Genomic DNA, 12,890 nt, shown 5'->3' with positions numbered 1-12,890 from the left:
TTTTTCACCAGGTGAAGGAGCCCTTAAACTCTACATCTATTATTATTTAAAACACAAAAATTGAAAAACATGAAAAAGTACATTTTAAGCACAGCAGTAATTGCATTAGCAGTAATCGGAAGCGCCTTTACCAGCGCCAGAAGAACTACAACCTGGGTATTTACAGGAAACTCATCACAGATAAAGTCAGCATCAGCTTATCAACAAGGAGTTGCTGAACCTTCTGGTTGTGGTTCAGGAGAAACCCTTCCTTGTTCCATTCAAACGGATGCTTCCACTCAGCAAGGTTTGCAAAGCTTTCTGAATTCTGTTTCTGAAAGCGACATCGTGGCAATGTCAGACCACAAACGCGATTAAGCAATAGCAGGATGGCATGAGGCCATCCTGCCTGCTTCCCTAATCATGCTACCTATGATATAAAACCGTCCAATGGTAGAAATCCTCTCAAAAATCCTTACCTCGGATTCTGTTCCATTCCCGATAACGCAATTACATCTTCCGGTATTTGAAGCGCAAAGCGGTTATCATTTGGGGGAAGAGTATAAACCTGCTCTCCGATCTTTCTTACTAAGCTTATATTCCGGCCTTCTTTATTTAGCCTTTTGATATCCGGCCAACGTATATTACGGAACAGAAGCTCCTTCCTTCTCTCAACTAAAATTAGCTCTAATGCCTCATCAGCACTTGCAGCACTTACGGATACAAAGGTTCCAGCCTTGAAACGCTTCTCCAGCAGGGCATTCAGATCTCGAAGCGCCTCGTCTTTCTTTCCCGCACGTGCAAAAGCTTCAGCTCTCATCAGGTAAATTTCATCCGTTGCCTGCCCTCCAAAAAAAGATCCATTGCCTTCATAGCCCCCACGGAATCCATAAGAATTATCTGCATTCTTTTTGAAATAGATACTCTTCCGGAGATCATTGTTGTGGTAAGAGCGGTAAAGATTAGAATCAATTTTACCCGATGTAGCATTTAAAGGGGCGGGTACAGTTATCCTGTTTAAAATAAGAACTTCATCATTGGTATATTTTATTGGGTAAGTATCCGATGACTTCAGCGTATTATAATCGAGCAGCTTGTTATTAATCTGAAGGCAGGAATCAGCGAATGCACCAACCGCTGGGTAGTTGCGCATAAAAAGGTGAGCGCGACTAAGCAAGCCGAAAGCTGCAGCCCTTGTTGGCCTTAACTTATGCACCTGAGAGTTGTCTAGCAAGGAGCTTGCGGCACTCAGATCATTCAGGATTGAAGAATAAGTTGCTTCTACACTTTCCCTTTTAGAAACCTTATTAAAGTCAGTCCCAGTTCTTAAAGGCAATCCCAAATCACTGGATGCTGTTGCCGGGTCATAGGCCTTGCAGAAAAGAGAAGCCAGTAGCAAAAAAGACTTTGCCCGGTAATAAAGCGCCTGTCCCTTTATATTGTCATAAAGCTGCGCATTTCCAGCGCCTCTTTCAATACTCTGCAAGCCTTCCAATACCGAATTCATGTAATAGATAGCAGTATATTGATTTCGCCAAGAATTAACTGCCTGCGTGCCGAGGTCTTTTTCCCAAATCGTTGCATTTCTAAGAAAGGGATCCAAAGCCTTCCAGTTGGTCTCGCTATTGTAGTAATCGTCAGCGCAAACCTCAGGTAAAGAAGCGTTATTTACGCTAATTGCTGCAGTATTATCCAGTAAGTTTTGGAGATCCTCTAATGTAGAGGGTACAGCCAGCTTCTGGTTAGGCTTTTCATCCAGAAAATCTTCGCAGCCAGATAGGGAAATAAGTATCGTTATTAGTAGCAATAAAACTGCCTTATATATAAATCTAAACATAGTCTTGTCTCTATTTTTATTTAAAATCTGCCTTTAAGCCAAGGGAAAATGTTTTCGCAGGCTTAAGACTGGAATAGCTGTAATAATTATCCGGATCAATTCCTTTAGTATTGGCCGCCCATAAAAGTCCAAGGTTGGAGCAGTTCAGGTAAAAGTTTAAACCTTTCAAGCTCACAGTCCTCAGGTACTTATCAGGCAGCGAAAAGGAAAGATTGATATACTGAAGCCGAACATGATCACCTTTTTCTACCAATACAGATGATCCAGCATAAAAATCGTCCCTGATAAAGGAATAAGGATAAACCATGGAAGGAACGTTAGTATGCTGTTCGTCTCCAGGGGCTTGCCAGCGTAATGCAAAATCCTGATCTCCCCTCCACTGGGTAAATAAGTTTCCGTAATTAATGCTTTCACGGCGGAAGTAATAACCGAACTTATAGGACAGGCGGGCGGTTAAAGAGATATTTTTCCAGGAGAAAGTATTTCCTAAAGAGCCAAACAGGGTAGGAATAGCCGATCCATGATAATTCAGATCATCAACAGTGGTTGCAGCACCTGTTAAGCTAGTATAGTCTTTACTAACTTCCCCATTGAAGTATCCCAATGGATCTCCGTTAGTCTCATCGAGGCCAGCCCATTTGTAAGAGAATATTGAGTAAACCGGCCTTCCTTCCACTCCTGAAATAGCTTGTTTTGTATTGATAAAGGTGCTGCCAGTCCTGGAACTCAGGTAGTATTTAGTGACCCTGTCTTTATAGCCACTCATATTTAGGTTAGTCGTCCAACGCAGATTTCCGCTAAGATTATTGCTATTCAACTCTACATCCCAACCCTTACCTTTCATATTGGCCACGTTTTTTACGATAGTGGAGCCTATACCAGCGGTGTAGTCGACTAGTGCACTGCCGAATAAGTGATCTCCCTTTTTCCAGTAATACTCCAGGCTTCCGGATACCCTGCCGGCGGTAGTTCTGAAATCTATCCCTAAATTGCTTGTGCGGACGGTTTCCCATTTTAGTTCCGGGTTAGCATAGGTACGGAAACGAGCGTAGGGTTGTCCGGTAAGTGCATTAGCAGGCAGGTATTCTATCGTGGTTACGCCAGTCATGGCAGGATTTACATTTCCGCTAAAACCGTAGGTTGCCCGAAGCTTTAAAAGAGACAGCAATTTTAGAGAGTAGAAACGCTCCTTTGAAAGTTCCCATCCTAATCCCGCCGACCATAAGGGGTTCCACTTATCGTTGGTTCCCACGCCAAATAGATTGGATGCGTCCCTTCTGCCGCTCAAAGACAACGTGTATCTACCGAGAAGAGAATAAGCTGCATTGGCATAATAAGACACAAAGCGATCATTGGTAAGCGAAAAGTCCGCTGGGTTAGGGATGAAACTGGTAAAACCACTAATAATGGATGGAAAGGCGGTAGTGTAATCAACAGGGGTATTGTTTAAAATATTACCGTTATAGCCGTAAGTGCGGTAGATATTCCCATTCACTCTTGTTTCTCTCATTTCAGTTCCTGCTATCGCGTTAAAACTGTGCACACTCCAGTCCTTATTGAAATTCAACTGACCGCGCAGGTTCTGACTATTAAGCTTCTTTTCAGTTAGATCCAAAATTGCACCCCTTGGAATTTTATAAGTCAGCGCACCTGAAGAACTAAGCTGACTATAGGTATTGATGATGTTTCGGGTGAACCAGCTGTTCTCCCCCTGGTTTAGCTCTCCGGAAGTATTTTGCCGCTCGTAGAGGTATTTTAAATCCACGCTGAAATACCTTGCAAATTTGTACTCCAGGCCGGTATGCAGATTTAAGTCCAGTATCGAGTTCTGACTCACTGTATTTTTATAATCCTCCAGAGGATAATACTTCCAGTCCAGCAATTTCCCTCCTCCCAGTGTCTCCAAAAAACTTTGCCTGTACTCTCGCGGTAGGGCAACAGGATTTCCTGCTTCATCAGCAAATGAAGCATAGGGATAGATGTAAGTACCATACAAGGAGCCTATTTCCCCATAACCTGGCTTACCACTGGTACTCTTACTGCTGGTCATAAATCCCCCAGCACTGATCGTTAAGTTCTTTACAGGCTTGATACTATTGTTGAGTCTTAATGTGAAGCGTTTATAGCGGGCATCCAGGTTAGAGGTATTATCGTCATAACCGCCCGATACATTCCAGGAAACATTCTCATAACCGCCCCGTAGCGATAAGGCATATTGCTGATTGAGGGATGGCTGGTAAAAGTGTTTACTGAAATCGTCCCGCATATCTTGCTGCTTAAGCAGGTCGAGCTGGCTATCTGCCTCATCAGCTGATAAAATATTATTCTGTTTCCTTAGCAATATTTCCACTGCCGGACTTAATACGGTTTGAACTGCATTGTTTATCTGGCTATCATAATAACCTTTCTCAAACAGCAGCTTCTCTACCTCGACAAAATCAGCAGAAGATATCTGCCTTAAATAACCCAGATCCGGCTTTTCACCGAAACCGGCATTGCTGTTAAACTCTATCTGAGTTTTCTGCCCATACCTGCCCTTTTTCGTCGTGATCACAATTACACCATTTCCAGCCCTGGCGCCCCAGATAGAAGCCGCAGCAGCATCCTTTAAGATCGTTACACTTTCAACATCGTTAGGATTGATATTATTCAGATCTCCTTCGTAAGGAAAGTTATCTAAAACAATAAGCGGGGCAGTTGGGCCGTTGATGGTACTTAGCCCTCTTACCATTAGGCGCCCTTGCTGACTGGTATTTCTATCGACTGTAATCCCATTAGCAACAGCCTCCAATCTTTCCATCAGCCCGGTACTTACCTGCTGACCGAGCACTTTGGCGTCAACGGTACTGAAAGATCCAGTTGACCTTTCCTTTGGCAATTGCTGGTAACCTGTAGAAACAGTCACCTGTACTGCTGCCATTTCGGTTCTCGAAGGTTCCATCCGTACTATCAGAGAGGTATCACCGGGATGTATAGTTATCTTTTTATCCTGGTAACCCACAAAACGAACTAAGAGGACATCACCAACTTTTGTTCTTATAGCAAATTTCCCAAGCTGATCAGTATGTGCAACTGTGCTTCCCGCAACAACAAGCGATGTACCTGGCAAGGGTTTTCCGTTCTCGTCGACCACTTTCCCGCTTAGTTCAAAGCTTTCGCTTTGAGCTACAACATTTGAGGTCAGGAACAATCCGGAAAGTGCAAGTAGAATGGCAATGAAATTTATTTTAATGAGTATAGATTTTTCAAAATGCTGGATCATAATTATTTAATGAGAGGTATTAGATAAAAAATCATTTATCGTCTTTAAGGCAAAGCATTTCAAGCTCACGTTCCCTTTCGGTAAGTTTCAGTCCCTGTTTTAATAAAGCAGATTTAAGTTCGGCTTCGCTGGTTGGAAAAAAGCTTAGCGATAGATCAATATTTTCTGTCAGACCAGTTTCGTCTACTATGGGTATGGGAACATATTTCAAGTCGTTAAGCCTAATCAGCAGGATCTTTGTGGAATAGTTCACCATCAAAGGTGGCTGTCCGGGAGAAAACGATAATTCAGGCGTACCTCCCCTGGTCTTTAAGCGCTCTTCAAATCCGGGGATAACCGTTAATACCAGGCATTTCACTCTTCGCTTTTCAATGGAGCCATGGTAAGGAGTATAACGGTTCAGATCTTTCAACATGTAGGCATACAAACTGTCTGCTTCTTTTAAAGAAACCCTGATTTCGTAGGTACAATAATTCTTCCTGCGCTCTGCCGCAGAAGCTTCTGCCGGGGTATAGTAACCTGATGAGTCCCGAATATTTGATAACACTCTTTTTTCATTGAATCCAGGTATAAGTTCCGATGCCGCAGCCCGGTACATGTTATACAAGCGCCAGTTATGCAATAGCCTCCCAACAACCACTTCTCCGGATCTCCTGAATCTAGTTCCATTGCCAAGCCCATCTACCTGACCTTTCGTGAAAAGTGAAAAGGTTGCCGAGGCAGGCAGATCTCCATTAAAGAAGAGAGGCTTTTCCGGGTCTATATCCTTCTTCTGATACGGAGGAGTTGATCCTTCAAAAACAGTGATAATATTTTCTGCGGTAAGTTCCTCACCATCTGTGGCTGCTACCACTCTACCGGACTTGATCCATACCAGATGCGGAATCAATCTGTGAGGAAAAAGCATCTTTAGCTGCTTGTCTTCACCCACACATGGGAATGTGTAAGGAGTTCCATCGGTAAAACGGGCGGTACTGAAGAAAGAGGCTAGCTTAGCCTTAGGCTCTGCACTAACAATAATCAAGCGGAGCTTTTCTTTGAATTGGTTTTGTAAAGCCTGATGTGAAGGAAATTCAGCACGACAGGAGGAGCACCAAGTGCCAAAGAAAATCAGGACGGTAAGTCGGTCATCTGCACTTGTAATACGAATTGTTTCTGCCGGCTCTCTGGTATTCACCAGGTTGCTAAGCGTAAGATCAGGAACGGTATCTCCTTTTTGCAAGGCTCTAATGGTAGATGAAATTTCCTGGCCTTTAACGGCAGAAGATATGAGGCCAATTAATAAGGCAAAAAGAAAGAAAAGTAATCCTCTGAGAAGTCTTCGTTCGGGCGATTCCTTCGGATCATAGTAAACGGACATAGTATAATTTTTTAAGAATTGAATTAATGATCGAGTATGTTCTTCCCGCCTCGCTCCTTCAGAAAAGGCAATAGAATTCCCCTAAGCATTCTAAAGCGCTTTTTTTTGAAAGGCAAGGCGAAGAAAAACAGGTAATAGATTTAGTGTAGAAGCAAACAGCAGATAGAATGCAGGAGCGTTAACACTAGAAAACGGGAGAATTTATTCAGGAGGACAAATGAGAAGGGACCATTTTCTGGCCTTCAGTTCAGCGTTTAAGTTCATGCGCTTTCCCCTTTCTTTAGCTGACTCTGCCGCTCATTGTACTGCTCGTGGAGCACAACTTCCAGACGATGAAGGTTCTCGAAGAAATCCGAAAACTCCTGCATATCCTCCTGGGAAATCCCAGTAAAATCATTCTTCACACTGGCTAATAGCCAACGCCATAAAATCTTCTCCGTCCTTTCGGGAGGATAGGCTTTGAAAAAGTTTTCCAACAAGCTCGGGTCTGAATCGGCCTGAAGCTGGTGATTTAAGGTTGTATTCATATGTTAAACGGTTTGGTAAAATCATTTTGGGATTGTCTGTGATTGCAACGGAGAAGCCAATTCGGCTAAAGGGAGATAACAGCGTTATTCGGGCGCTGAGATAAGATTTTGCAGAAGGTTTTTTAATGATAAATGTTTCATACTCGTATTGGGATTACGAGTCTTCGAACTGATTCCAATAGATGTGGGGGAACCGTATTCGTGATCGCTTAAAGTTTCTGACGCCTTACGTGCCACGTATAACAGCAGCCCCACATCTATTGAGGTAGGCAAATATACATACCTACTAATAGAAAGTGGGGTACTAATCTGCTGTCTTACATCACGGCGTCAGAAATGCGATTGTAAGACTCTTATTAATACCTAATTATTTAACTCAAATATAAAAAATAAAATGGAAAAGTAAACATATATGTTGACCTGAAATTTTATTTTCTTTTGAACTTGCATTGGTGGATAATGAGCTTGAAAAGTTTAGGGAAAATTTAGGGAAGCGTATAGGTCAACTTCGTGAGCAAAAAAACATTCCTCAAACTACTTTAGCCGCAATTTTGGGCGGTAAGGATAAACAAGCTATTAATAGATACGAACGGCAAGGAGCTAACCCGACAGCTTACAACCTGTGGTTAATAGCTAAAGCTCTAGATGTTACAATGAATGATTTAGTAGATTTCAGTAAGCTGAAGTAACTGTATTCTTGCCAATAGCCTCCTTCGAAAATTCCTGCTGAAAACCTAAATTCAGTTTACTTAGCTATCTAAGTGTCACTGGCAATGGTGGGGTAACATAAGGGTTTTTCCCAACTTTTGGTCGTCGTTACTTTACATCTCTAGGTTACGCTTTGGCACTTAAGTTGTATTCTTTATAAAATTTCAATTTAAATCACCGTTGGGAAACCAGCCCTTTTTCAAATAGATCTACCAACCAGCAAGTCATGAGTACCAAGGCAGCAGAGCAACAAAAGAAGCAGCGTCAAAAAGAATTTAAGGAAAAAAAAGAACATCAGGAGCGCATTAAAGCTGAGGCAAAAAAAGCTAAAAGCAAACATGACAGTGAAGCGGGCGGCTAAGTCAGCTAGCTTTTGTAAGACATGTAACCGGGACAGAGAGGTCTTCCGGCAAGGAAGGCAATGTGATTATGATCAGCCCATTGTTCGAGCATTTCGGTAAATACAGGCTCGTACCTGTTGCTTTTTGATACCCACTGCTTCATGTTATCCGACTTGGCAGGCCGCGGTACGCCACCATGTATTCCACTAATGATTGAGTGCTGAAACTACTTGGGGTAGCCGGGCATTACTTAAAGCTTCTTCATAGCATAACCACTAAAAGGAAGTACAGCAACAAATACTGGAACTGGAGATTAACTCTTATGCACCTTATACCCAATCTCCTTCACATGCATACTCGCGCCTCCTTCATCAAGAGCTCAATAATCTTATAATCCGTAGTTTGGCGTTTATCGGCGGGTTTCATATTTATGAGATCGGGTCAAAACATTTGAGGTTATAAAATTTAGGAAAGGGGAGCTCTCCTCCCCATTTTACCTTTTCGAGTCTAGCGAAAGCGATTTTTAAAGCCGTAAGACCTACTCTATATAAGTTATAAATTGCTCTGGCAATTGCCGAACTTTTTTCATTTTAACCAACCAGTCGTTTTGTTCATCCCGGTAACCTAGGGGCAAAAGAACTGTGCTCTTTAACCCTAATGTATCCAAATTCAAAAGCTTATCCAGATCTTTATTAACAAAGCCTTCGATTGGAGTTGCATCGACCTTTTGTTCGGCAGCGGCAGCTATGGCCATACCAAATGCAATATAGCTTTGTTTTGCTGCATGCTGCGCCTGCCAGTCGGTTCCTAGTGGTAAATATAGATCCAGTAGTTGTTTTTTGTAGTCATCCATCGTCCCTGGAGGTAAATCCCGTTCTTTTACTATAAAGTTGAAAACGTTTGAAATTCGTTCATCGCTATATCCATTCCAGGCTGCAAACACTAAAAGATGTGAGCAATCAGTAATCTGACTTTGATTAAAGGCTATCTTTTTTATTTCTTCTAATAGTTCCTTATTAGTGATCACAAAAATTTGATAGGGCTGTAAACCAGAGGAAGATGGAGCTAACCTGGCCGCTTCAAGGATGTAGTCGAGCTTTTCTTTAGAAACCTTTGATCCATTCATCTTTTTTGTTGCGTAGCGCCAGTTTAAATCTTGTAGTAAACCCATGTTATATTCTATTTTAGGATGCAAAGCTATAATCCGAGTAGTGCATTAGCTATTTTTGTAGTCGGTAATAATGGTGACATTTGAGTCACCATCAATTTAATCATATGGATGAGCAGGATATACTTAATTCTGAAGAGTGCCGTAAACGGGTGATGGCAATTTATGACGCAATGGACGTATTAAACGGAAAATGGAAGGTCTCGATCATGTCTTGTCTGTGTTTTAGTCCTAAGCGATACTCCGATCTGCTAAAAAAAGTACTAGGTATTTCTGGTAAGGTGTTGAGCAGAGAGTTGAAAGATTTGGAAATGAACCAGCTGATTAAAAGAACAGAGGGTAGTGGTTATCCAAAAACGGTAATCTATGAATTGACGGAGTATGGAGAAACCTTAAAAGAGGTTATTGATGTTATTGCTAATTGGGGGCTACAGCACCGGGAGCAGATCATTAGAAGTAGCAGAAAGAAAGTAGCTGATCTTCAAGAATAAATTAAAGGAGATTCACAAAACCCAAGCTAAGGGAGCTCAGGTTTTTGTAAATTCAACACATTGCTATGAGAGCAACATAACGCTAAAAAATGCACTAGTTCTCTCAATCTAGTGCAGGTATCTTTATTGAAGTTTCGATGCCTCGGTTACAAAAGGCCAGTAGCTTTGAAAACCAAATCCACCACCCAGTCAATACCTTTCGCAACGCTATCTCTACCTTCTTTAGTGTTAATATCCACACCACAGAATGTTGAACCGTTATTGATGGCATGTAAGATCAGGTAGTAAATACCGGCTGTAAGCAGGGCCATCACCGTCCGAATATTAAGCCCGGACTTTATAAATATCGGGTCTATTTTTTCAAAGATATCTTCACCTAATAATTCCCTAACCCGGGCGATACTTTGTAAAAGCTCCTCTTCCTCACCACAAATCTCTGCCAGTATTATTAGCTGGGCATCTTTGTTTTCGTAATAATAATTGAACTGATCTTTTAATATCCTTGCAACAACTAAGGGGTAATCTTTAATGTCAATTACATTATTTATTGATTGACGGATCTCCGTCTTATATTTTAACCAATAGTCTCTGTCTGCAATAAATGCGTCCAGCAGCCCATCACGTGATCCGAAATACCGATTTATTAGATTCTTGTCACAACCCGCTACCCTGGCTATATTGTTAAGTCCTAAACCCTTAACACCGTCTTTCCTAAAAATCTCCCCAACTGCTTCGATAAGTCTCGCCATTGTTAAATCTTTGTTCCTGCTTTGTTTAAAATCCATCATAATGTTTAATGATTAATGTGTATTGAATATTTAATGAATTAATGATTTTACTTTTTGGAATGCATTCAAAGCTTTATCCAGGTTTTCGGTAGTATGAGTAGCCATTACAGAGAGCCTTATTCGGGCGTCTTTTCGGGAGACAGCAGGATACATAATTGGGTTGACGTATATTCCTTCATTTAGAAGAATGCGTGCCGATTCTGCATTTAGTACAGGATCACCTATCTTCACAGGGATAATTGCGGATTGGGTATTTCCTATATTGAAGCCAAGATCAACTAGTCCGTTTTTCAGATAGTCTATGTTGTTCCACAAACGGTTCATCCATTGGGGTTCCTCATCTATAAGGTCGATTGCTTTTATGATTCCATGGACTGCAGGTGTGGCTGTTACAGAAAACAGGTGCTGGCGGGATTGATATTTCAGGTAGTTAATAATCTCAGGCTTTGCGATTACATATCCACCAATATTGCCAAAGGTTTTGCTGAAGGTTCCGGTGATCATATCAATCTCATGGAAAAGATCGTATACTTCGATGAGCCCTCTCCCCGACTTTCCAAGTACGCCTGTTCCATGCGCGTCATCCACAACTAAAAAAGCTCCGTATGCTTTTGTAAGCTCAACGATCCGGTTTAGTGGCGCCAGGTCTCCGTCCTGGCTGTAAACGCCATCGATAACTACGGCACGGGTACGGTAAGTATCTTTTGTATTTTGAAGGATCCTTTCCAGGGCATCCAGGTTATTGTGAGGAAAGGTTTTAACATTGGTATAAGCGCAGCCTTCGTACATACTGGCATGTACTGCCATATCAAGAATAGCGATATCCTGCTTTCTCAGCAAACTTATCAGGGAAGCGCTGTTTGCTGTGTAGCCAGTGGTATAAAGAATAGCATCCTTACGTTTAAAAAAGGCAGCTATCTTATCTTCCAAGATCTGGTGGTAGCTAAAATGCCCACCTATTGCCGGAGAAGCACCGGAACCTGCACCAAATTGCTCCACTCCTTTTATCACCGCCTCTTTCACTTTAGGGTGCTGCGAAAAGCCGAGGTAATCATTAGAAACGAAGCTTACCATCCGTCTCGGTTTCGAGCCTCCTTCAAGTTGTATTTCCATTTCTGGAGAACAGGGACTGTTGGAAAGTAGACGGTAATTGAGCCGATCCTGGCTCTTTAGGTAATTTAAAAACTGTGTAAAGTAAGCTGATCGTTCATAAACATTAAGACCAGGAATATCTTCGAAGTCTTTAAAACTGGCAGAGTAAAAATCAATAGGCATTTTGATATGATTTTAGGGTTTTGTTTCCTAAAACTAGCTACCTCTTGTTAAGAAAACTATGACTTTTCTCACTTTTAGGAGTTATTCTTAACAATTATTTAATATTGCAAAGAGGTATACTATAAAAGAGATAGAATACACTTAAACACTTCGTTCATTTAAGAAAAAAACAATATTGATATTCAATTAACACTTGAATTCTTGCCGAGAAAGCGGCTCTTTTAATCTTATTTCTAAAGTTTCTATAACAACTATAGAGAAATACAATATACATCACAAGCAATCCGATGGAAATGATCCCATGAACAGAAGAAGCTACAGGTATTCAGGCAACGATAGAGATAAGTTCGCAGAGAAGCCCGAAGACCACTTGAAGTAATTGGATAACTCTTACCGGTAAAGAAACTTACTACAAAGGAAAGCGTCAGATTGATGTACCGGAAGTTCTCAGATCACCATAGCTCCTCTAGCTAATTACTTACCTTGTTTAGCTATTGCTAACCTTACTGGGCTTTCTAACGTTAGAAAGGGAAAATTAGGCTAATGATTACTGAGAAGCATTTGGGGTATGGCTGTATGTGGTTCGTGGGAGTAAGTCTTACAAGTTTCTTTGGAATGGTAGTTTATGCATTGATCACCCAGCACAAAACAATTGATAACCCTAGGTATACTGTAGGTACCTGCATTGATTATGAAGGAAGAGGATCTAAAGGTTCAAGGTCTGCCCGTTTTGAATATTATGTAAAAGGGAAACGATATATAGAAGAGGGAGGAAGCCCTTCATATTTTATTGTCGGTGATAAATTTATCCTGTGTTATGATTTTGAAGAGCCCGAAGTTGCAGATGTTATGGAAATGAAACCTGTCTTTATAAAGGGCGAGGAAACAGGAAAATCCGTAGGATATATAACCCATTATACCGGCGGGAAACTATTCGATGTGCAAGTGACGTTTAAGTATGCCGTAGGTCAGTATCTTTATGAAAGATCAATGACTTTTCCGGAGGATTATCGATTCAAAGGAATTGAAAAGGGTAACCTGTATGAGGTAACTTACTGGAAGAATGATCCGAGAAGAAGTATTATAAATCTTGAGGTGAAAGGCTCTAGTATTCCATGGAACCCGGAAGATTATGATTAATAATCCAAAAAAAG

Annotated in this window: 12 protein-coding genes; 5 read left to right on the top strand and 7 right to left on the bottom strand. The window is 41.4% G+C overall.

The genetic code is table 11. The features are described from left to right. Window positions 1-69: 69 nt before the first annotated feature. Window positions 70-357 carry a hypothetical protein gene (locus tag J4N25_RS23395; RefSeq protein ID WP_207424316.1) on the top strand — a complete coding sequence of 96 codons (288 nt, stop codon included), beginning with the start codon at window positions 70-72 and terminating at the stop codon, window positions 355-357. 97 nt (window positions 358-454) lie between these two features. Here J4N25_RS23395 and J4N25_RS23390 read toward each other — a convergent pair whose 3' ends face one another. The 4 genes from J4N25_RS23390 to J4N25_RS23375 all read right to left on the bottom strand — a co-directional run bounded on the left by J4N25_RS23390 (window position 455) and on the right by J4N25_RS23375 (window position 6,965). Then, window positions 455-1,816 (bottom strand): RagB/SusD family nutrient uptake outer membrane protein, encoded by a 1,362-nt coding sequence (locus J4N25_RS23390; protein ID WP_207424315.1) that lies wholly within the window; start codon window positions 1,814-1,816, stop codon window positions 455-457. 16 nt (window positions 1,817-1,832) lie between these two features. Beyond that, on the bottom strand, window positions 1,833-5,078 hold the full coding sequence (locus J4N25_RS23385) for a SusC/RagA family TonB-linked outer membrane protein (protein WP_207424314.1): 3,246 nt from the start codon (window positions 5,076-5,078) through the stop codon (window positions 1,833-1,835). 31 nt (window positions 5,079-5,109) lie between these two features. After that, complete coding sequence (locus tag J4N25_RS23380; RefSeq protein ID WP_207424313.1) at window positions 5,110-6,438, bottom strand: TlpA disulfide reductase family protein; 1,329 nt, start codon at window positions 6,436-6,438, stop codon at window positions 5,110-5,112. Between the two features lie 260 nt (window positions 6,439-6,698). After that, on the bottom strand, window positions 6,699-6,965 hold the full coding sequence (locus J4N25_RS23375) for a hypothetical protein (protein ID WP_207424312.1): 267 nt from the start codon (window positions 6,963-6,965) through the stop codon (window positions 6,699-6,701). A 452-nt stretch (window positions 6,966-7,417) separates the two neighbouring features. Between J4N25_RS23375 and J4N25_RS27010 the strand changes: the two genes are divergently transcribed. Beyond that, window positions 7,418-7,654 carry a helix-turn-helix domain-containing protein gene (locus J4N25_RS27010; RefSeq protein WP_207424311.1) on the top strand — a complete coding sequence of 79 codons (237 nt, stop codon included), beginning with the start codon at window positions 7,418-7,420 and terminating at the stop codon, window positions 7,652-7,654. Window positions 7,655-7,899: 245 nt separating this feature from the next. Then, the gene (locus J4N25_RS27005) at window positions 7,900-8,034 is read left to right on the top strand and encodes a hypothetical protein (protein WP_255537147.1); all 135 of its coding nucleotides are present in this window, start codon (window positions 7,900-7,902) and stop codon (window positions 8,032-8,034) included. A gap of 518 nt (window positions 8,035-8,552) precedes the next feature. Here J4N25_RS27005 and J4N25_RS23365 read toward each other — a convergent pair. Continuing rightward, window positions 8,553-9,185, bottom strand: coding sequence for a nitroreductase family protein (locus tag J4N25_RS23365; protein ID WP_207424310.1), 633 nt, complete (start codon window positions 9,183-9,185; stop codon window positions 8,553-8,555). Window positions 9,186-9,289: 104 nt separating this feature from the next. On the opposite strand from J4N25_RS23365, the gene J4N25_RS23360 reads away from it, so the two are divergent. Continuing rightward, the gene (locus J4N25_RS23360) at window positions 9,290-9,673 is read left to right on the top strand and encodes a winged helix-turn-helix transcriptional regulator (protein WP_207424309.1); all 384 of its coding nucleotides are present in this window, start codon (window positions 9,290-9,292) and stop codon (window positions 9,671-9,673) included. Window positions 9,674-9,819: 146 nt separating this feature from the next. Here the strand turns inward: J4N25_RS23360 and J4N25_RS23355 are convergent, their stop codons facing one another. Together J4N25_RS23355 and J4N25_RS23350 are read right to left on the bottom strand one after the other, a co-directional pair. After that, window positions 9,820-10,461, bottom strand: coding sequence for a TetR/AcrR family transcriptional regulator (locus J4N25_RS23355; protein ID WP_207424308.1), 642 nt, complete (start codon window positions 10,459-10,461; stop codon window positions 9,820-9,822). A 30-nt stretch (window positions 10,462-10,491) separates the two neighbouring features. Then, on the bottom strand, window positions 10,492-11,736 hold the full coding sequence (locus J4N25_RS23350) for an aminotransferase class I/II-fold pyridoxal phosphate-dependent enzyme (RefSeq protein ID WP_207424307.1): 1,245 nt from the start codon (window positions 11,734-11,736) through the stop codon (window positions 10,492-10,494). Between the two features lie 543 nt (window positions 11,737-12,279). Here J4N25_RS23350 and J4N25_RS23345 point away from each other — a divergent pair. Further along, window positions 12,280-12,876: a hypothetical protein gene (locus J4N25_RS23345; protein ID WP_207424306.1), complete on the top strand. Its 597-nt coding sequence runs from the start codon at window positions 12,280-12,282 to the stop codon at window positions 12,874-12,876. The last annotated feature ends 14 nt before the right edge of the window (window positions 12,877-12,890 follow it).

This window comes from Desertivirga brevis (assembly GCF_017355835.1).
The sequence above is the reverse complement of the archived record's forward strand: the minus strand, read 5'-3'. Positions and strand labels throughout refer to the sequence as shown.

Excerpts from the sequence above, each read along its gene's own strand:
- J4N25_RS23385 (WP_207424314.1), bottom strand. The coding sequence starts at position 5,078 with ATGATCCAGCATTTTGAAAAATCTATACTCATTAAAATAAATTTCATT.
- J4N25_RS23360 (WP_207424309.1), top strand. The coding sequence starts at position 9,290 with ATGGATGAGCAGGATATACTTAATTCTGAAGAGTGCCGTAAACGGGTG.
- J4N25_RS23345 (WP_207424306.1), top strand. The coding sequence starts at position 12,280 with ATGATTACTGAGAAGCATTTGGGGTATGGCTGTATGTGGTTCGTGGGA.
- J4N25_RS23390 (WP_207424315.1), bottom strand. The coding sequence starts at position 1,816 with ATGTTTAGATTTATATATAAGGCAGTTTTATTGCTACTAATAACGATA.
- J4N25_RS27005 (WP_255537147.1), top strand. The coding sequence starts at position 7,900 with ATGAGTACCAAGGCAGCAGAGCAACAAAAGAAGCAGCGTCAAAAAGAA.
- J4N25_RS23395 (WP_207424316.1), top strand. The coding sequence starts at position 70 with ATGAAAAAGTACATTTTAAGCACAGCAGTAATTGCATTAGCAGTAATC.
- J4N25_RS23375 (WP_207424312.1), bottom strand. The coding sequence starts at position 6,965 with ATGAATACAACCTTAAATCACCAGCTTCAGGCCGATTCAGACCCGAGC.
- J4N25_RS23350 (WP_207424307.1), bottom strand. The coding sequence starts at position 11,736 with ATGCCTATTGATTTTTACTCTGCCAGTTTTAAAGACTTCGAAGATATT.
- J4N25_RS23365 (WP_207424310.1), bottom strand. The coding sequence starts at position 9,185 with ATGGGTTTACTACAAGATTTAAACTGGCGCTACGCAACAAAAAAGATG.
- J4N25_RS23380 (WP_207424313.1), bottom strand. The coding sequence starts at position 6,438 with ATGTCCGTTTACTATGATCCGAAGGAATCGCCCGAACGAAGACTTCTC.
- J4N25_RS23355 (WP_207424308.1), bottom strand. The coding sequence starts at position 10,461 with ATGATGGATTTTAAACAAAGCAGGAACAAAGATTTAACAATGGCGAGA.